We start from the raw sequence: 18,736 nt of genomic DNA on the forward strand, positions 1-18,736 counted from the left end.
GGTGGCAGGCGCGGCAATCTGTCCTGCGACATCGCCACTGAATTGCTCTAGATTTAGACTAAATATAAAACAGGTTTCTGGGCAGCCAAACAAGGGGCATCCTTATGGATTACCAAGCCATTTTCGAAGAGGCAATCTCTTCGCTTAAAGAAGAGAAACGATATCGCGTCTTCGCAAATCTTGAACGCATTTCAGGCCGGCATCCTTTTGCAACATTTCGTGAGGGCTCGCAGGAGCGGGAAATTGTAATCTGGTGTTCAAACGACTATTTGGGCATGGGCCAGAATGAGAAAGTCACCGGCGCGCTTACCGACACAGTGATGCGCATGGGCGCAGGCGCGGGCGGCACCCGCAACATATCCGGTACCAACAACCCATTGGTTGAGTTGGAAGAGGAACTGGCCGATCTACATGGTAAGGACTCGGCGCTGGTGTTCACTTCCGGTTTCGTCTCCAATGAAGCTGCAATTTCGACAATCGCGAAGCTGCTGCCTGATTGCCTTATCTTGTCCGATCAGCTGAACCATGCTTCCATGATTGCCGGTGTGCGCAATTCCGGTGCTGCGAAGAAAGTTTGGCGGCATAACGACCTGGAACACTTGGAAGAGTTGCTGAAGGCCGCGGGCAATGACCGCGCCAAACTGATTGTATTTGAATCTGTCTATTCTATGGACGGTGATATCGCGCCGATCGAAAAGATCTGTGATCTTGCCGATAAGTACAACGCCATGACCTATATTGACGAAGTTCATGCGGTGGGCATGTATGGTCCGCGCGGTGCCGGTATTGCCGAGCGCGACGGGGTTATGGACCGGATTGATATTATCGAAGGCACTATGGCCAAGGCCTATGGGGTTTTGGGCGGATACATCGCAGGAAACAAGACCATTGTTGATGCTGTTCGTTCATTTGCACCAGGCTTTATCTTCACCACTGCTCTGCCCCCAGGACTGGCGGCCGCGGCGAAGGCCTCTATTGCCCACCTGAAACAATCAAGCGTAGAGCGTGAGGGACAGCAGCGACAGGCGCAAAAGGCAAAGGATGTGCTTTCCGCTGCCCGGTTACCTGTTATGCCTTCAGAAACGCATATTGTGCCCGTGCTGGTGGCTGATCCTGATCTATGCAAAAAAGCTTCAGATATGTTGATGGAAAAGCACAACATCTACATCCAGCCGATTAACTACCCCACAGTTCCGCGTGGAACCGAACGCTTGCGGATTACTCCCGGACCGGCACATAGCGATGTTCTCATCGAGGGCTTGCGCGATGCGCTGGTGGATGTATGGCAAGAGCTTGATATCCCATTTGCTGATGGCACCGCGGAAGATGCGGGCGAAGCAGCAGCAGCACCTGCTGTCTTGCACCACGCAGCTGGTGGCTAATCTTTCTCTATCGACAAGCACTGCAATTGCAGAGGGTTGAATTAAGGCTGCGTTGCTTTAGCGCGCAGCCCTTTTGTTAATATGGAGCGATCGATAGATCGCTGCCGCTTGCTTGCCCATCGCAAGCTTTAAAGAGCTGTGTTGTCGGTGGTGAGATCGTTTTCTGCTCTGCTGCTTAGCACTTTTTACAATGATGCTTTTTCTCGCGCTGCTGCGAGGCGACCCAAGCCGCTGTGTCTAGAGGACTAAGCGCGCGTGCCAAGGCCGGACCACTGGCGTAATCCAGCCCCATTTTGCCGAGCATCGTGATCTCGGGCAGCGCCTGTAAATTATGCATGGCGGTTTTCAGTCCGGACTGTCGCGCCTCGCTTAACAGATTGCATAACAACTTAGCGCAGCGGACATCGCGCAAAGCCGCCATAGCCAACGCACTGTCCAGCCTTATAACCATTGCCGCATTGTTTTGCAGGTGTGCAGACTTGATGAAGGCCTCCCCCTGCCCCCAAAGAGAGGGTTGCAATCCTACTTCACTAAACCGCGCCAACCGCTTGTTGACGCGCGCCGCTGAGAGAGACAGCTCTGGCAAACCCAGTTCTGCTCTGACAAATTCAGGGGCCAAGCCGCTTTTTGCACAAAGCGCCGCTAATTGGCGGGCACTGCCGCGGCCAAGCCAGCGACGATCAGGCAAAGGCAAGCTCAATCTAAGCTGCGTGTGATGCGCCTGTATACGTTCGAAACTGGACACCGCCTCAACGATTGCCTGACGGTACAAACGCGCCGCAGTTACCGGCATGCCACGCCTTACAAGCATCTTGCAATGCTCTGCAAGCGTCGTCGAAGGAAGTTCGCCTTGATCTACAAGCGGGAAACATGCGGCAAGTGAGAGAACATCGCCACTTGCCAAGCAAAACTGGGGCTCAAACATAACCACCCAGCGTACCGGCCGCTGCACATTTGCCTCTATTGAGTTTTGCTTTTGCGCTAAGCGCTCCTGCGGTGGCATCTGTACACAGGGCGCGTCAGCATCAAATTGATCTGCAAAAAGATACTCGGCCAGAAGTCCGCACAGGCCAATTACGATCAGCGGCAAAAGGGTATCAAATGGCAACCAGAAATATCCGATCAACGCCAATGCCAGAAAAGCGCAACGTGTCTGGAGGTCGTGTAAGCGGCCTTGCAAAAACGCTGGCAAGGCCGCGATTGTTGCCACCACGTCCCCCCACCACCCGGGCGCAGCGGTGTGTTTCGCCAATATGGCTGGCTCATCTGTAGATTCGGGTAAAAATGGCACGCAGCATACTTTCCTTGGTTCCTCGAAGGATAGCAGCTGGTAAAGGCGAATGCCGTCTCCGGCTCAATGGAGAGTATTTTTAAGCCCATTGAATGGGCGGGATCTGATTACCTTAAGTCTTGTTGCCTAGCGAGTTTTGTCGGTTTTTGCGTTTGCTCCGGCAAGTCGCTGTCATCGAGCACCCGCCAAGCGGCGCCATCAAGATCCTCATATTGGCCAGAACGCAGCGCCCAAAGAAATAGGCAGAGGCCAACACCGCCCAAGAGCAGAGCGACGGGAATAAGAAACAAGAGTATTTCCATTGGCTAGCTCTCTTGCGGTTTCAGGGTTAGCGGCGCGTGGTTATTGTCTGTCTGTCCGTCTTCGCGCGGCTGTAAATGAAGCAGGCGCAGACGGACTGCATTGAGTGTGACCACGATCGAAGACAGAGACATGGCAATCGCTGCCAGCAGCGGCGTCACCCAGCCAACCACTGCGATCGGTACGGCGATAACATTGTAGGCGGAGGAGATCCATAGGTTTTGTTGCATCACGCGATGGGCAGCTCGGGCAATATCGATGCTATCGATCACTGGCGTCAATGCCTCTCCCAGAAAAACCGCATCAGAGGCAGCTTGGGAGACATGCACAGCAGAGACCGGCGAGAGCGAGACATTCGCCGCTGCCAAAGCCGGTGCATCATTGAGCCCGTCGCCAACCATCAGCACGTTGGTACCATCTGCCTTAAGCGCTTCGATGTGGGCGATTTTCTGTTGTGGCTTAAGCGCGCCCTGCCAGCTCTCAATACCGAGAGTTTCGGCTGTACGAGCCACAGCCTCTTGCTGATCGCCAGACAGGATTTCAACGGAAAAACCGCGCGCGCGCAAGGCTGCAACGGTTTGGGCTGCGCCCGGGCGCAGTGCCTGCGCAAAAGCATAAAGCACGGGTGCGTCGTCACCATTTGAGAAGGCAAGGAAAGACGCGTCAGGCTGGACTGCTTTCGCCTGTGTCAATTGCTTTTTGCGGACGCCGCAAAACTCTGGCGAACCCAGACGCAGCTTTTGCCCCGTATCACCGTTTTGGCCAGCAAGGCGAGCGCTCAGTCCTTGGCCTTGATGCTCTTCTATATCTTCCAGCGGAGCAATGGCACGCGTGCCAGCGGCACTTACCAAGGCCTTCGACAGGGGGTGCGCAGAATGGGCTGCAAGGTTTGCTGCCATGGGCAGCGCCGCTGTCGCCGCTGCATCAAGACCCATCAAGCTGGTTTGCGGCTGGGTCAAAGTGCCTGTCTTGTCAAATACCACGTGATTAGCCTTGGCAAGGCGCTCAATCGCATCGCCGGAGTTAAGCAGGACACGGCGATCAAAAAACAAGCCACTGGCCACAACCTGCACCGCTGGTATGGCAAGGCCTAGGGCACATGGGCAGGTGATAATCAACACCGATATGGCGATGGTAATGGCCGTATGAGGCCCTGCCCCTAAAAGCAGCCAGCCGATGAGCGTGAGCAGCGCCGCTGTGTGCACCAAGGGCGCATATAGCTGCGAGGCGCGATCCGCTATTTTGACATAGCGCGAGCGGCTTTCCATTGCGGTTTCCAGCAGGTTGTTGACCTCGGCAAGCAGGGTATCACCCGTTGCCGCTGTTACTTCCACTGTCAATACGCCATCGCCGTTTTGCGTACCGGCAAAGACATCATGGCCGATACCGACCGCTTGCAAAGCTGTCTCGCCTGTGACCAGTGACTGATCTATGTGCGAGGTGCCTGCGATAATGCGGCCATCAACCGCGACGCGCTCCCCTGCCCGCACCAGAACCCTGTCACCAATAGCCAGCTTGGAAAGTGGCACATCGTTAAGCGCGCCGTCGGGCATGATTTTCGCCGCGGATTCTGCGCGTAAGGTTGACAGATTTTCCGCAAAGGCACGGGTTTTCCTTCGCATCATATGATCGAAGTAACGCCCTGCCAGCAGGAAAAACAGCAGCATGACCGCGCTGTCGAAATAGGCATGGTGCGCGTGGGTGAGGGTTTGCCATAGAGAAAGCCCCGTGGCGAGACAAACACCGATGGTGATTGGCACATCCATATTTAGGTGGCGCGACTTGATGGCCCGCCATGCGCTTTTATAAAAAGTTTGCCCCGCGAAAACGACAGTGGGCATGGCAATGAAAGCGGAAATCCAGTGGAACAGTTGCCGGGTGGCGTCATCAATATCTGAAACATTGCCCGACCATACCGAAATGGAAAGCAGCATAATGTTCATGGTGGCAAAACCGGAGACCGCCAGCGCGCGCAGCAGGTGGCGGCCCACTTTGTCGCCGCGCTCCTTTACCGCCGCCGGATCAAAGGGGTAACTGCGATAACCCAAGGTATCGAGCACCTCGACGATATCATCAGCGCGGGCGCCACCTTTCTGCCAATCGACAGAGAGGCGGTGCGAGGTAAAGTTTACCCTTGCACGCAGCACTTGCGGAATGGCGGCGACCGCTCGCTCGATCTCGTAGATGCACGCGGCGCAGGTAATGCCATCAACGGCAAGATCCATATGAGAGGCGCCATCTTTGCCGGTGGTGATGAAGGCATCCCAATCGCGCGTGGCCGTGGTCATGCGCATTAGCCTTGCTTGAAGAACACGCGGTTACGCGAGCGGTATTCGCGCATGCCCTCAGCGTTCAACACATCCATGATGATGATCCAGTTGCCACTATCAACATTTGGAATAACGCCTGAATAGGCCCCACTGGCACCTTCGCTCAAGTTCATGCGGCGGTCGTCCACGTCCGTACCCGGCCGGTGCAGGTTAATCACCACCTCTCGGCCCGATTGCGGCGCGCCCTCACTGCTTGCCAGCTGCACATTGAGGACAAGCGAGGCGTCAGCCTGATAGGAGGTTGCCAGATCCACTTGCCAATTGGCAGCGTTTTGCTGTTTGGCAATGGCGATTTCATCGTTATAGCGCTGGGAAACCGCGTAGGAGCTTTTGACTTCAAGCCCCGGGAATGAGCCGATGGCAAGGTACATCATTAAGCCGTTCATCGCGAAAATTACGCCGAAAAACGCGAGAAAGCAGAGAAGCACATGGCGCCCGGTAATTCTCTTCGGCTTGTGGGCGGGTGTCGCTTGGGCCATGGAATTGCTCCTTAGTTGCAAAAAGAACTCGCTCTTCGTTTTGGTTCTATCGCTCAGTTGCGCATTTGACCAGTAAAAGAACCAAGGCGGCGGAATTTGCACCGTCTTGGTTCGTGATGCGGAAATTGTGCTCTAATTTCCTGTTCTAAAGAAATCAGAGATGGTCGTGGTCTCGCCGCTTTGCGGATCATGCAGAACAAAATCCATTGGCGATGAGGATGGCAGGTTCGATCCTTTTGGCGAGAACACAAGCACGCGGATCTCGCGCGTTGTATCAGCCTCGACCTCCACATTCACCGTGGAGCTGGCTTGAGATTCCACCCCCACAACCTGCAGGCGCGAGCCTTCGGGCATACCAGCAAGGGAAAGCTGGAATTCTTCAGGCTGCTTGTGGCGGTTGTAAAGGCGAATGGTGTAGCCGTTACGGACCGCACCCTCACGCAAGTTTACATAGAGCGGGTTGCGGTCATGCACCACTGTCAGGCCAGACATTTCACGGCCAAGCAGCGCATAAAGCATGATAAAGCCAATGCCCGCGATGATGAGCGTGTAAACGATGGTCCGCGGGCGAATGATGCGATAGACCGGCGCATCGCCGCGCTCGCGGCGGTTCATGTTGTCGTCGGTATCATAGCCGATGAGGCCACGGGGCTTATCAACCTTATCCATGATGGTGTTGCAGGCATCGATACACAGCCCGCACTGGATACAGCCAAGCTGCGAGCCATCACGAATATCAACGCCCGTTGGACACACCCAAACACACTGGTTACAATCGATACAGTCGCCAGCGGCCTCGCCCACTGCCTCTTTTTTCTTTGCCTCTTTCAGGTGCATGCGCGGTTCACCGCGATCATAGCGATAGGAGACGTTGAGCGCATACTCATCAGTCAGCGCGGCCTGAATACGCGGCCAAGGGCACATGTAGGTGCAAACCTGTTCACGCATGAACCCAGCTAGGGAGTAGGTGGTGAAGGTCAGGATCCCGATCCAGACATAAGCTGCCAGTGGCGCTTGCAGGGTCGCCAGATCCTTGACCAAGGTTGGTGCATCGGCGAAGTAAAGCACCCACGCGCCGCCAGTCCACCACGCAACCATCAGCCAAAGAAAATGCTTGGCCCCTTTGCGGGCGATTTTCTCTGTTGTCCAAGGCTGTTTGTCAAGAGCGATGCGCTTGCGGCGATCCCCCTCGGTCCAGTGTTCTATTTTTAAGAAGAGGTCGGTCCACACAGTTTGCGGACAGAGATAGCCACACCAGAGGCGGCCAGCCACCGCATTCATCAGGAACAGACCGATGGCGGCGATGATAAGCAGGCCAGTGAGGTAGTAAACCTCTTGCGGCCAGATTTCGATGAAGAAGAAGTAAGCGCGGGCTCTGTCAAAATCTACGAGCACCGCTTGATCGGGAAAATTCGGCCCTCTATCCCAGCGAACAAAGGGAAGAAAGTAATAAATACCCAAGGTTATAAAAAGGATCGCCCATTTAATGCGACGGAAGGTCCCTTTCACAGCCATTGGGTAAACTTTGGCATCCGAGGCAAACCAGCTGTCGTCCTCGGGTTCGGCTATGGATTTGGCATCCGTTTTCATAGCACTACCTGTTTGGCTGTTTGAAAGAATGACGGATGGGGGCTTACTCCCATCCGTATTTTTGTCTCCGGTTTTTCCGGATTTGATTATTCGCCGCCGCCCAATGCGTGGACGTAAACGGCCAGAGATTTTACAGTTGCCGGATCAAGACGATCGACCCAAGCTGGCATGACGCCGTGACGTGGTGCGTTGACCTGTGCCTTGATGGCGTCCAGCGAACGACCAAAGAGGTAGTTCGGGGCGGTCAAATCTGGCGCACCGGTGTCGCGCATGCCGCGTGCATCGTCGCCGTGGCAGGCGGCACAGTTGTCTTCATAGACCACTTTGCCTGCGGACAGATCGACACCCTCTTCAGGCTGCAGGCCTGCAAGCTTTGCCACATAGTTGGAGACTTGATCGATTTCCTCTTCGGAGAGGATTTCGTCGCGGCCAAAAGCAGACATTTCCGCATAGCGCTCGTCGTCGTTGCCCGAACGAATACCGTAGTTGATGGTGTAGGCGATATCGTCAAGCGATCCGCCCCAGATCCACGCATCATCCTGTAGGTTGGGGTAACCGATGGCGCCGGTGGCAGCAACACCATGACAGGGGGCACAGTTGTCTCCGAAAGCGACTTTACCCTGAGCCATGGCGTATTCCAGCAGCTTTGGCGTGGTCTGGATCTCTTCCAGCGACGCCTCCACCAGTTGCTCGCCAGTCTTGGCGCGCGCGGTTTGGGCTGCGGCGTACTCTGCTGTGGCCTCGGCCCGCTGGGATGTACCCAACATGCCGGTGGTGTAGCTAGAGATCAGCGGCCAACTTGGCATCAGCACCCAATACCCGATGGACCAGACGATCGAGGCATAGAACATGTAGAGCCACCACTTTGGCAGCGGATTATTCAGCTCTTTCAGGCCATCCCATTCGTGACCGGTGGTCTCGACGCCGGTTACCTTATCGACTTCTTTGTTATGATCAGCCATTAGTCGTCCTCCCGCAGCGGGATATTTTTGGCAGCATCAAATTGCTCTTTGTTGCTCGGCCAAACTGCATAAACCACCACACCTGCGAAGATTGCCATAAAGTACAGCAGCCCGCCGGTTTGAGCGAAGTTGGCAAGGGTCGTGTATGTCGCGTCCATATCTCTCTCCCCTTTAGCGCAGGTTGGCTTTTTCGTCGTAGAGGTCAAAGTCTACGAGTGTGCCAAGCATCTGCAGGTAAGCAATCACTGCGTCCATTTCGGTAACTTTTGACGGGTCGCCATCAAAGTCACGGGCAGCAACAGCTGGGTAACGCTCTTCAAAGCCATCGATGTCGTCTGAATCAGGGTTTGCCTGGGCCAGCGCATCTTTTGCGGCGTTTGCGATCTGCGTCTCATCGTAGGGCACACCGTACATGACGTTGATCTTGAGGTGATCGGCCATGTCGCGGACGTTCAGCTGGGTTTCAGCAAGGAACGGGTAGCCCGGCATGATCGATGTTGGCGATACGGAGCGCGGGTTGATCAGGTGGTCTTTGTGCCACTGGTCGGAATACTTGCCGCCAACGCGGGCCAGATCCGGACCGGTACGCTTTGAACCCCACTGGAATGGGCGATCGTACATGGATTCTGCGGCCAGCGAGTACGGGCCATAGCGTTCCAGCTCGTCACGCAGCGGACGGATCATCTGCGAGTGACAGGTGTAGCAGCCCTCACGCACGTAGATGTTACGCCCGGCAAGCTCTAGCGGGGTGTAAGGGCGCATGCCCTCGGTTTTCTCGATGGTGCTCTTCAGATAGTAGAGCGGCACGATCTCGACCAAACCGCCAACGGAAATCGCAAGGACGATACCTATGATGAGGATGATCGAGTTCTTTTCAAAGATCTCGTGTTTTTTCCAAGCAGACATAGATGCTCTCCTCGTTATTCCGCGGCCACAGCGCCGGTTGGGGTCAGGGCTGGCTCAGTTTCTTCTTTGCGGGCTACGGTCATGACGAGGTTATACGCCATGAAAACAGCACCCAAGAGGAACAGGCCGCCACCCAGAGCGCGGATGACATAGAATGGATGCATTGCATCTACGGTTTCGATGAAAGAGTACTCTAGGAAGCCAAGGCTATCGTAAGCACGCCACATCAGACCTTGCATGATACCGGAAACCCACATGGCGCAGATGTAGAGAACGATACCGATGGTGGACACCCAGAAGTGGGCGTTTACCAGACGGGTGGAGTAGAGCTTACGGTTGTAGAGCCAAGGAATGAGGCAGTACAGTGCGCCGAAGGAAATGTACCCAACCCAGCCCAGCGCACCGGCGTGTACGTGACCAATGGTCCAGTCGGTGTAGTGTGACAAAGAGTTGACTTCGCGGATTGACATGACCGGGCCTTCGAAGGTGGACATGCCGTAGAACGCGACGGACACAACCATCATACGCAGCACAGGGTCGGTACGCAGTTTGTCCCATGCGCCGGAGAGGGTCATCAGACCGTTGATCATGCCACCCCAGGACGGCATCCACAGGATGATAGAGAAGGTCATCCCAAGGGTTGAGGCCCATTGCGGCAGCGCGGTGTAGTGCAGGTGGTGTGGACCTGCCCAGATGTAGATGAAGATCAGCGCCCAGAAGTGCACGATCGACAAGCGGTAAGAGTATACCGGGCGCTCGGCCTGCTTTGGAATGAAGTAGTACATAATGGCCAAGAAGCCCGCGGTGAGGAAAAAGCCCACTGCGTTGTGGCCGTACCACCACTGCACCATCGCATCTTGAACACCAGCCCAGACAATGTAGGACTTGGAGGACAGGAAGTTTACCGGCAGCGACATATTGTTGAAGATGTGCAGCACAGCAATGGTTACGATAAAGGCGAGGTAGAACCAGTTTGCCACGTAGATATGCGGCTCGCGGCGGCGCCAAATGGTACCAAGGAATGCGAAGAGATAGAACACCCAGACGATGGTGAGCAGCCAATCGGCGTACCACTCAGGCTCGGCATATTCTTTACCTTGGGTTACACCCAGCAGATACCCTGTGCCAGCAACAACGATAAACAGGTTGTAACCCAGAATAACGATCCATGGCAGGATATCGCCCGGCATACGGGCGCGGCAGGTGCGCTGAACCACGTAGAAAGAGGTCGCAAGCAGAACGTTACCGCCAAACGCAAAGATCACCGCCGAAGTGTGCAGCGGGCGCAAGCGGCCAAAGCTGGTCCATGGCAAATCAAAATTCAATGCTGGATAGGCAAGCTGCAGCGCGATGATGAGGCCAACAAGAAAGCCTGCGATGCCCCAGAACACCGATGCCCAAGCACCGAATTTCGCCGGACCCATGTTGTAGTTTGGTTTGCCGTCGATTTCCAGCGGCGCACGCTCGTACGTGCCATCGAAGTAACGGCGAAGAATGTAAAATGTCCCAACTGCACATGCAGCTGCGATGACCGATGCATGGAATGCCAAGACCTGGTCAAAGGTCCTCCCTGCAATGATCAGGCCAAGGATCGCTGTCGCTGCAAGCAGGAGGGCGAAGCCTCCCTCTTCCACCGTCAGGTATCTGGCTTTTTGCTTAACCATGACGTTTGCCCCATCCAAGTTTAGGTTAATTGGATAAATTTCTCTGTCGGTATATCTAAGAAGGACATTTTGTCCCGCCCTTGACGCATATCAAAAACCGAAGTCCGCCTTAAAATAAAAACATTTCTAGTCTGGAAAACGTGTCAGAGGTAGCAAAACACCCAAGGGTAAGCTTTCAAGTTGAACCGTTGCCAGAAGATTTTCTACGCATAACTACGCCCCTCGACGAAATCTGAGACGGCAAAGTTTAATGCAAGTAATTTGCAGATATCAGAGTCCTAGGACAGATACGAATCAAACCCCGGATTATACCGGTGGCCAATTGACGCAGGGGGCTAGAAAAACTGGCAATTGCAGGCGCCAAGACGAAACGGCTATCCCTTAGATCCGTATCACTCAGGATTAGCAGGACGTTTGCCTGCCGGGCCAAGTACGGCGCGCGTGATCCAAGGGAAAATCAGCAGCAGGAACAAAAAACGGCACAGCTGGTGCGCCAGAACGAAGGCCGGATCCAGATTACTCAGAGCCGCGAGCATAATCATCACCTCTTGACCACCGGGTGTATACGCTAGAAAGACCTGAGAGAACGGCAAGCCTGCGACTTCGCTTAGCAGCAAGGCAAAGACTGCGGCAACGAACGATGCAACCAGAAGCGCCCCAATGGACGCAGCAGACCAGCGCAACAATGCGGCCGGTTTCAAGACCCCTGCGCGCGAGCCTATTTGCGCGCCTAAGAGGATATAGCATGCCAATGCCAGCCATTCTGGCAAGGGCGTGGATACCGTCCCACTTAAGTAAAGCACAAGGGATGAGAACAGAGGCCCAGTGAGCGCGGCTGCCGGGAATCGCAAGATCTTCGCAAGAAAAGCCGCCAAAGCTGCCAAGGCAAACAGCAGCGTGTAGTCTTGCCAAGCTTTGATGTCAATATTTGACGTCATCGCCGCCGAAGATGCCGGTGCCGCGCTGGACATGTCGCCAACAGCATCGCCTAGAACAACTGGCATCAAGGCAACGAGGAGCACCAAGCGGAGGGTTTGTGCAGTTACGACGGGTTGCGCCTCGGTTTTGTACTCATCAGCGAGGGCTAGGACCATGGGCAGCGCACCGGGAATAGACGCGAAAAACGCGGCCTGCTTGTTCCAGCGACAGATAAAGACAAGAAACGCCGTTGTGCTGGCTATGAGCAATGGCAAAAGCGCAAGCACGCCTGCAAGGGTGATCGGCCAACGGGAGAGATATGACAGTGTTTCCGGCGGCACTCTTGCACCGACGACACAGCCCAGCACCTGATAGAGCAGCACTTCACCGCGCTGGCCAAAGGGCATCTTCAATGGCCCGAATGCCTGAGAGCATATGGCCGCTGCCATTACTGGACCGGTGATCATCGCTGCGGGCAGTGAAATCAAACTGGCGAGTGCAAAGCCTGTGACGCCGATCAGGGGCAGAAGGAAGAGTAACTTCGCGTTGTTCATGGTCCTCTCTTCCTGTTGGTTCTGGCGGTTTTTAGCGGTAGTTCACGGTGTTTGACCGTAGAAGGCGTTAGTATAAAAGTCAATATAACTGACCTATTCGTTGCAAGAGCGTAGGTGCTTCAATCTACTTGCTGCACCATCCCGCGTTTTTAAAAAATTCTAATCTGCTTGATCCCAATCAAAGAAAGCTCAGGTCAAGGCGATAAATTGCCGCCATGATCCAAGCCCATGTAAAATACGCCAGTCGTACAGTTCCACGCTACACATCCTATCCCACTGCCCCTCACTTTAGCGATGCAGTGAACGGGGAGGCCTGCGCAAACTGGTTGAGAACCTTGCCGGGCGACGAGGCAATTTCTTTGTATCTGCACGTGCCGTTTTGCCGGGAAATGTGCCACTACTGTGGCTGCAACACCAAGGCGACACGAAAGCTGGCGCCGGTTGCTGCCTATGCGCAGACCTTATTGAAAGAAATCGATCTTGTTGGGGAAACACTGGGCAAGCGCCTGCGCGTGCAGCACATACACTGGGGCGGCGGCACGCCAAGCATGCTGGCCCGCGATGACTTTCTGGCGTTGCTGACGCGGCTAAGGCGTTACTTTGATTTTGATGCGACGATTGAGCATGCGATCGAGCTTGATCCACGCACAGTTACACCCTATTTGGCACAGACTTTGCGCATGGGGGGCATTACACGCGCGAGTTTAGGCGTGCAGGATTTTGATGGCGATGTACAGCGCAAAATCGGCCGGGTACAGCCGTTCGAGCAAGTCGTCAACGCGGTGGCCGCTCTGCGGGCCGAAGGGATAGAGGCCATCAACTTTGACTTGATGTATGGGCTTCCCGGCCAAAGTGAGCAAACGATTCTGGACAGTGTAGCAAAAACGGCAGAATTGGCGCCGGGCCGGGTTGCGCTGTTCGGCTACGCGCATGTGCCGTGGTTCAAGAAGCACCAGCAATTGATCAAGGAAGCGGATCTGCCTTCTGCTGATGAGCGCATTTTGCTAAATGCAGTCTCCCGCGAGGCGCTTGTCAAGGCTGGTTATGAGGCTATTGGGCTTGATCACTTTGCACTGCCAAGTGATGATATGGCGATAGCGCTTCGAGAGAGAAATTTACGACGCAACTTCCAAGGCTACACAACAGATACAGCAGACACACTCATCGGTTTTGGCCCTTCTTCTATCGGCTTTTTGCCCAATGGCGGTTATTACCAGAACAGCCCTGATGCCCGCGGCTGGGCGCGGCAAGTGGAAGCTGGCCAACTGCCTGTCTGCAAGGGGGTTGAGGTAAGCTGCGATGACAAGTGCCGCTCAGCCATCATCATGCAACTGATGACATATTACGAGGTGGATGTTGCCAGCATCGCCAAACAATATGGGTGCGATCTGAATCGTCTTTCAGACGGCTTTGAACGCTTGGAAGAGCTGGTTCGCGATGGCCTTGTGCACGTGTATCGCGGCAAAATTACACTCAGCGACGAAGGTCGGCGCTATGTTCGCGTGGCTGCCTCGGCGTTTGATGCCTATCTGCCACAGCAACAGGCAAGGCACTCTGTAGCGGTTTAAGGGCACCTCAAGCGCCAAAAATCATGGGGCCTTGCTTTTAAAAAAGCAGGCCCCGTTGTTTTTGGCTCTCACCGCGGCTTGGCATCTCGCGGAGGCTAGTGGATCCCAGTTAGCTGACAAATCCCGCAAATGTTAGCAATGTGGATGCTATCCTGCTTCTCGACCTTGATGAGGCCGCGCTTCTTTAACTGAGAGACCACTCGCGAGACGGTCTCGATGGTGAGGCCGAGATAATCCGCGATCTCTTGCCTAGTCATTGAAAGCACGACGGTACGGGTGTCTGGCCTGCCCTCTTCTGCTGGCCCTTCACAGCCATTGCCACCGCGATTTGGCACAAGGCTCATCAGAAAGGTGCTGACCCGCTCCAGCGCGGATTTCCGTCCCAGCAGAACCGTATGTTCATGCAGGTTTTCCATTTGCAAAAGCAGGCATTTATTGATGTGGCTTTGCATCTGAGCCGAGGCTTCTGCCTCGCGCGCTTCAATGACGACCAATTCTGTGTCTGTCAGCGCTTCTGCTGTGCAATCATATTCCGAATGACGGGAAAAGCCGAGCATATCCCCTTCTCGGACAATGTAGACGACCTGACGGCGTCCATCCGGCAACAGTTTGTAAAGCATGATCACGCCGGACACGACCTCGTAGAGGCGCTCTGCGGTATCACCTTCATAAAACAAAACTTCGTGCGCGTTGATGCGGTGGCGGCGGCTCTGGCCAAGGCCGGCCTCCCAAGTTTCGCGCCCGACACTACGCAGCTTTGCTAGATCGTTGATGCAGACGTCCTCAGATCTCTGATAGGCGGCTTGAGCATGCTCCATAATCCCTCCTCTGCGGCTTAAGCCGCAAATGTTGTTCTTTGTAGGCAAATGCGCGGTTTGCCCATCGCGCATACAAAGAAAGCCTGTCAAAATCGCCGCGTCCCGTCACGAAATGGCGTTTTTGATCTAGATCATGTCTAACTGGTCTGAGAGCTGGGGAAAATAGGGTTTGCTACTTAGTGTAGGTAAATTAGTATTCTTGCCTAAGTTGCGTAAATGGGCAAGGTTCTCTGGTCTTTCGCAAATTAGCGATCAATAAATTTGAATAAACTCTCGGCGCGCAAGGGTTTACGCAGTAACGGGGGCCGCTCGTTACCCTGAAAATCCTGAGAAATCTCGCTGAGGCGCTTGCCGCTCATGGCCACTATATGCGGAGGCTTAGCCTTGGCCCGCAGGCGTTGGATCAAATCTGCGCCTTGTACACCTGGCAGTTGTAGATCAACAAATACCAGATCATCATCGGCCACTCTAGCGCCTTGCAAAAACGACTCACCGTCGGCAAAGCAACAAGCCTCTATCCCTGTCTCCTCCAAGAGCAGAGCTATCGCCTCCCGAACCGACCTGTCGTCTTCGACAATGTAGATCACACTCGCCTCATGACTTGTCCACGCTCTCTACCGCCAAGCTCTCCCAAGCTCTGGATAGATGCGACATTATGGACCACATCGAAAGGTCTGTAGTGCGTAAAAACCCGCCTACGCAATCAATTTCATTGCGTGGCGGGCTCATAATCTCGTTTATCCACGCCAGATTAGGCTGGATTTTCACCTGTAAGAACAATGCGAACGAGGTCCGCAGCGTTTCTTGCGCCCAGTTTTTCCATGATTCGAGCACGGTGTACTTCAACAGTTCTAGGCGAAATTTTCAGATTGCGACCAGCTTCTTTGTTGGAGGCACCTGAGGTGATTTCTTTCAAGACTTGGCGCTCACGCGGGGTAAGCGTTTCTGCACCGGGGAAGTTACCAAGTCCGGCGTCACCGCCTTTTGATGTGGCGGCGATGGCTTCGCGAACATGCGAGATGACGCTTTCAACATCAAATGGCTTTTCGAAGAAATCATAGGCACCGGACTTGATCGCTTCCACAGCCATAGGGATGTCCCCTTGACCGGAGATGATGAAGATCGGCGCTTCAAAATGCTCTGCATGCAGTGTTTTCAAGATATCGATGCCGGAACGACCCGGCATGTGCACATCCAACAACACACAAGCTGGCTTGTCGTTTGCGACGTTGGCCAAGAATTGCTCGGCATCAACAAAGGCGGAAACATCAAAGCCTTCGGTTTCAAAAAGCAAGGTCAACGCATCGCGTACGGCAGGGTCGTCGTCTACGACATGGATCTTGTGGGGGATTGCGGACATTACTGTTATATCCTTCTTGTTAACCGGCAAACACATGAGATTACGCGTCCTCCGGCTCCTTCGCGTTATCGGCAGTGGTTTTTACTGGTATGCGCAACACGAATGTTGCCCCCTCACCCTCTTGATAGGGTTCTGCATACAAGTCGCCGCCATGGTTTTGAGCAATACTGCGTGAAATTGCGAGGCCAACGCCCAGCCCTCTCTGCTTCGTGCCCGAAAATGCTTTAAAGAGGTTCTCACGTGCTGCGTCTGGCAAGCCCGGGCCGGTATCCTGCACTTTTACAAGAACGTTTTCCGGCTCCAATACAGCAGAGATTGTGACTGTTGGCGCTTCGCTGCTGCGCGCTGCCTGACAGGCGTTCCTAATCAAGTTAATAAGGATCTGCTGGATCTGCACCGCATCGACAGCGAGTTTGTATTGGGCATCTGCGAAGGCATTGACTACCTTAACACCATCATCACGGTGGGAAACGTGCACAAGCTCCATGCAGTCATTGATGAGCTTTTGCAGGCAAACACCGGTGCGTTTTGGCTCTTGCTTTTCGACAAAGCCGCGCATGCGCTGGATGATCTGGCTGGCACGCCCAGCCTCGTCGACTGCCTTCTCCATGATCTTAAGTAGCTGTTCATCATGGTCGTCTTGAGATTTTACCCGGCGCGCCGCTGTCTGTATGTACAGCATCAACGCTGTAAGAGGCTGATTGATTTCATGGGCAATTGCCGCACCCATTTCATCCAAAGCGTTGACCCGGGTCATAACCACGAGGTTTGATTGCAACTCACGCAAGCGATTTTCGATTTCCCGCTTAGATCGCAAGTCGCGAATAATACCGATAAACTGTTGGCCATCTGAAGTGTCCGCTTCGCCCACAGACAGTTCAATCGGGAAGTTTGTCCCATCCTTGTGTTGGCCCTCCACTTCGCGACCAATACCAATGATGCGCTTTTCGCCAGTTTGCTGGTAGCGGCGGATATACTCATCATGCTGTATGGCATGGGATTTTGGCATGAGCATCGCGACGTTCTGGCCAACCACTTCTTCGCGGGTGTAGCCAAACATCTTCTCGCAGGCACCGTTATACACCAGAATGGTTCCCTTCTGGTCAATGACGACGATACCGTCGACAGCAGTTTGCAGCACACTCTCTAAGCGTGCGGTGGAAACCAACATTGGAATTCCTCAATTTCTCTTGTGCCGTTGGGATGCTCGAAAAATAGCAAAGCCCCGATGGGTAATTTGACTAATCTGCTAGCGCAGCCATGGGAAAGCGTCAACCTGAATATTAGCGAATGCATGAGTTTGGTAAAACGATAAACCAGAACAAATCTGCTGTTTGTTCGTGACTATTATCACAAACACTCATGGCAAGAGCGGCAAAAGCAGCGATTGCTGCTTAGGTGTTTTTGCTGAATACTCCACAATCACCCCTTAGGTTTTTATGGATATTGAACCGCAGGATTGGCAAGAATGCGCGCATTAACAGTGCCATTACGCCCTTGGGTCAGTTGGCGTGATACCATAATTTTTCTCAAGAATACCCATAAGAAAGATTTATCGGTCATTCTGATACTTTGCATCACATAGATATATCTAAGGATAAGAATATTTTTTTGCCGCGCACATTTGTCGCAGAAAATTGACCCGCTTAATCACAACTAAAGGTCGGTAGCTTTCCCAATAATACAACCCAAATCTCCTCAGGCCTCCAGAGTCGCCTTAGCCAGCTTTAGCCTGCCGCGAAAATTGGGCACCCAAAGTCGCGAAGTTTGTCAGGATCATCTGCAAAGACTGTAAGTGGTGGCGGCGCTGTAGATCGCTTTTGGGTAGGCGCGCACCGCGAACTCCGACTGGAGATGACGAAGGGCAAGTTGTAGACGCTTTTCAATGCCCTCGTTTACATGGACATCTGCCCAGATGGAGCACGGGAGGGCTGATGCGAGCATCTGCGCATAGTTTGGCATATCCCGTGTGCTCTGCGGCAGCATCGCGGCGATGCGTAGACGCTGAGCAACTTGTGTTGCCTGCGCATTGATGGCCGCCTCGCGCAAAAACGAAGGTGCTTTGTGCATAGAAACTCGCACTGCGGCACCGACAAAACCCGCGAGGCGTTGTGGTGTGATGGATTGTTCGGCGCGCAGCGCTGTGTAAAGCGCCTCTGCAATGATGCTGGTTGAGATGTACAGCAGCCCTGCACTGTTCAACCCGTTTTGATTGCGTTTGGTTGCGGTTGTCCCTGCCTCTGTCTGGGCGGTGGTGTTTTGCTCGGCATAGCTGGACGCAACTAGGCTTTGTTGCAGGGCACCGGCGCTGGAGAGAATGTCGATCAATTCAAAGCGAAGATACTGGCTTTTTTCATTGAGATATTGCGCCAAGCTTGGCAGATCGCGCAGGTCACCACCGGTGAGCAGGCATCTAATCCGCGTCAACGGGCCGGCTGGCTTGGGGCGAAACATTTGCGGATCCGGAAAACCAGTTTCATTGGAGGGCGCACTACTATTCGAAACACTTGGCACTGAGTTTTCTCCCAGCTTATTGTTGTTTTTTGAAAAGCTTGGCCAACTCTTTGAAATGTCGCCCATTGTTTAAGGGAGGGCGTGGTTGTTCGGCTTGCTT

Annotated in this window: 17 protein-coding genes; 2 read left to right on the forward strand and 15 right to left on the reverse strand. The window is 54.0% G+C overall.

What is annotated here, in order from left to right; translation table 11 throughout:
- Positions 1-104: 104 nt before the first annotated feature.
- Entirely contained in the window at positions 105-1,382 is a 1,278-nt protein-coding gene (gene hemA / locus AYK82_RS15445) for a 5-aminolevulinate synthase (protein WP_068318035.1), read from the forward strand.
- Positions 1,383-1,557: 175 nt separating this feature from the next.
- Here hemA and AYK82_RS15450 read toward each other — a convergent pair whose 3' ends face one another.
- The 10 genes from AYK82_RS15450 to AYK82_RS15495 all read right to left on the reverse strand — a co-directional run bounded on the left by AYK82_RS15450 (position 1,558) and on the right by AYK82_RS15495 (position 12,376).
- Entirely contained in the window at positions 1,558-2,673 is a 1,116-nt protein-coding gene (locus tag AYK82_RS15450) for an EAL domain-containing protein (protein WP_068318041.1), read from the reverse strand.
- Positions 2,674-2,780: 107 nt separating this feature from the next.
- On the reverse strand, positions 2,781-2,975 hold the full coding sequence (gene ccoS / locus AYK82_RS15455) for a cbb3-type cytochrome oxidase assembly protein CcoS (RefSeq protein WP_068318048.1): 195 nt from the start codon (positions 2,973-2,975) through the stop codon (positions 2,781-2,783).
- Between the two features lie 3 nt (positions 2,976-2,978).
- Positions 2,979-5,261 carry a heavy metal translocating P-type ATPase gene (locus AYK82_RS15460; protein ID WP_068318793.1) on the reverse strand — a complete coding sequence of 761 codons (2,283 nt, stop codon included), beginning with the start codon at positions 5,259-5,261 and terminating at the stop codon, positions 2,979-2,981.
- Between the two features lie 5 nt (positions 5,262-5,266).
- Positions 5,267-5,782: a FixH family protein gene (locus AYK82_RS15465; protein ID WP_068318051.1), complete on the reverse strand. Its 516-nt coding sequence runs from the start codon at positions 5,780-5,782 to the stop codon at positions 5,267-5,269.
- Between the two features lie 132 nt (positions 5,783-5,914).
- The gene (gene ccoG, locus AYK82_RS15470) at positions 5,915-7,372 is read right to left on the reverse strand and encodes a cytochrome c oxidase accessory protein CcoG (protein ID WP_208976519.1); all 1,458 of its coding nucleotides are present in this window, start codon (positions 7,370-7,372) and stop codon (positions 5,915-5,917) included.
- Between the two features lie 86 nt (positions 7,373-7,458).
- A complete protein-coding gene (gene ccoP, locus AYK82_RS15475) occupies positions 7,459-8,334 on the reverse strand; it encodes a cytochrome-c oxidase, cbb3-type subunit III (RefSeq protein ID WP_068318055.1) in 876 nt (291 codons plus the stop codon).
- Positions 8,334-8,492 carry a cbb3-type cytochrome c oxidase subunit 3 gene (locus AYK82_RS15480; RefSeq protein ID WP_068318058.1) on the reverse strand — a complete coding sequence of 53 codons (159 nt, stop codon included), beginning with the start codon at positions 8,490-8,492 and terminating at the stop codon, positions 8,334-8,336. The genes ccoP and AYK82_RS15480 overlap by 1 nt, the downstream gene beginning before the upstream one ends.
- Positions 8,493-8,505: 13 nt before the next feature.
- Positions 8,506-9,240, reverse strand: coding sequence for a cytochrome-c oxidase, cbb3-type subunit II (gene ccoO, locus AYK82_RS15485; RefSeq protein ID WP_068318060.1), 735 nt, complete (start codon positions 9,238-9,240; stop codon positions 8,506-8,508).
- A gap of 14 nt (positions 9,241-9,254) precedes the next feature.
- Positions 9,255-10,904, reverse strand: coding sequence for a cytochrome-c oxidase, cbb3-type subunit I (ccoN, locus tag AYK82_RS15490; RefSeq protein WP_068318063.1), 1,650 nt, complete (start codon positions 10,902-10,904; stop codon positions 9,255-9,257).
- Between the two features lie 392 nt (positions 10,905-11,296).
- Positions 11,297-12,376 (reverse strand): AbrB family transcriptional regulator, encoded by a 1,080-nt coding sequence (locus AYK82_RS15495; protein WP_068318066.1) that lies wholly within the window; start codon positions 12,374-12,376, stop codon positions 11,297-11,299.
- A 215-nt stretch (positions 12,377-12,591) separates the two neighbouring features.
- Between AYK82_RS15495 and hemN the strand changes: the two genes are divergently transcribed.
- Entirely contained in the window at positions 12,592-13,944 is a 1,353-nt protein-coding gene (gene hemN, locus AYK82_RS15500) for an oxygen-independent coproporphyrinogen III oxidase (protein WP_068318069.1), read from the forward strand.
- Positions 13,945-14,039: 95 nt separating this feature from the next.
- Here hemN and AYK82_RS15505 read toward each other — a convergent pair whose 3' ends face one another.
- The 5 genes from AYK82_RS15505 to AYK82_RS15525 form a co-directional block, all read right to left on the reverse strand.
- A complete protein-coding gene (locus AYK82_RS15505; protein WP_082733985.1) occupies positions 14,040-14,762 on the reverse strand; it encodes a Crp/Fnr family transcriptional regulator in 723 nt (240 codons plus the stop codon).
- 245 nt (positions 14,763-15,007) lie between these two features.
- Positions 15,008-15,349 (reverse strand): response regulator, encoded by a 342-nt coding sequence (locus AYK82_RS15510; RefSeq protein ID WP_068318072.1) that lies wholly within the window; start codon positions 15,347-15,349, stop codon positions 15,008-15,010.
- Between the two features lie 164 nt (positions 15,350-15,513).
- Positions 15,514-16,122: a response regulator transcription factor gene (locus AYK82_RS15515; RefSeq protein WP_068318078.1), complete on the reverse strand. Its 609-nt coding sequence runs from the start codon at positions 16,120-16,122 to the stop codon at positions 15,514-15,516.
- Between the two features lie 40 nt (positions 16,123-16,162).
- The gene (locus AYK82_RS15520) at positions 16,163-17,293 is read right to left on the reverse strand and encodes a two-component system sensor histidine kinase NtrB (protein ID WP_172795259.1); all 1,131 of its coding nucleotides are present in this window, start codon (positions 17,291-17,293) and stop codon (positions 16,163-16,165) included.
- A gap of 605 nt (positions 17,294-17,898) precedes the next feature.
- Positions 17,899-18,636, reverse strand: a complete 738-nt coding sequence (locus AYK82_RS15525) for a hypothetical protein (protein ID WP_156453398.1) — start codon at positions 18,634-18,636, stop codon at positions 17,899-17,901.
- Positions 18,637-18,736: the final 100 nt, after the last annotated feature.

The organism is Polycladidibacter hongkongensis (assembly GCF_001561995.1).
Classification (GTDB): domain Bacteria; phylum Pseudomonadota; class Alphaproteobacteria; order Rhizobiales; family Stappiaceae; genus Pseudovibrio; species Pseudovibrio hongkongensis.

Bases quoted from the DNA above. Each gene is read 5' to 3' on its own strand.
- hemA (WP_068318035.1), top strand. From the start codon at position 105: ATGGATTACCAAGCCATTTTCGAAGAGGCAATCTCTTCGCTTAAAGAA.
- ccoS (WP_068318048.1), bottom strand. From the start codon at position 2,975: ATGGAAATACTCTTGTTTCTTATTCCCGTCGCTCTGCTCTTGGGCGGT.
- AYK82_RS15460 (WP_068318793.1), bottom strand. From the start codon at position 5,261: ATGACCACGGCCACGCGCGATTGGGATGCCTTCATCACCACCGGCAAA.
- AYK82_RS15465 (WP_068318051.1), bottom strand. From the start codon at position 5,782: ATGGCCCAAGCGACACCCGCCCACAAGCCGAAGAGAATTACCGGGCGC.
- ccoG (WP_208976519.1), bottom strand. From the start codon at position 7,372: ATGAAAACGGATGCCAAATCCATAGCCGAACCCGAGGACGACAGCTGG.
- ccoP (WP_068318055.1), bottom strand. From the start codon at position 8,334: ATGGCTGATCATAACAAAGAAGTCGATAAGGTAACCGGCGTCGAGACC.
- AYK82_RS15480 (WP_068318058.1), bottom strand. From the start codon at position 8,492: ATGGACGCGACATACACGACCCTTGCCAACTTCGCTCAAACCGGCGGG.
- ccoO (WP_068318060.1), bottom strand. From the start codon at position 9,240: ATGTCTGCTTGGAAAAAACACGAGATCTTTGAAAAGAACTCGATCATC.
- ccoN (WP_068318063.1), bottom strand. From the start codon at position 10,904: ATGGTTAAGCAAAAAGCCAGATACCTGACGGTGGAAGAGGGAGGCTTC.
- AYK82_RS15495 (WP_068318066.1), bottom strand. From the start codon at position 12,376: ATGAACAACGCGAAGTTACTCTTCCTTCTGCCCCTGATCGGCGTCACA.
- hemN (WP_068318069.1), top strand. From the start codon at position 12,592: ATGATCCAAGCCCATGTAAAATACGCCAGTCGTACAGTTCCACGCTAC.
- AYK82_RS15505 (WP_082733985.1), bottom strand. From the start codon at position 14,762: ATGGAGCATGCTCAAGCCGCCTATCAGAGATCTGAGGACGTCTGCATC.
- AYK82_RS15515 (WP_068318078.1), bottom strand. From the start codon at position 16,122: ATGTCCGCAATCCCCCACAAGATCCATGTCGTAGACGACGACCCTGCC.
- AYK82_RS15520 (WP_172795259.1), bottom strand. From the start codon at position 17,293: ATGTTGGTTTCCACCGCACGCTTAGAGAGTGTGCTGCAAACTGCTGTC.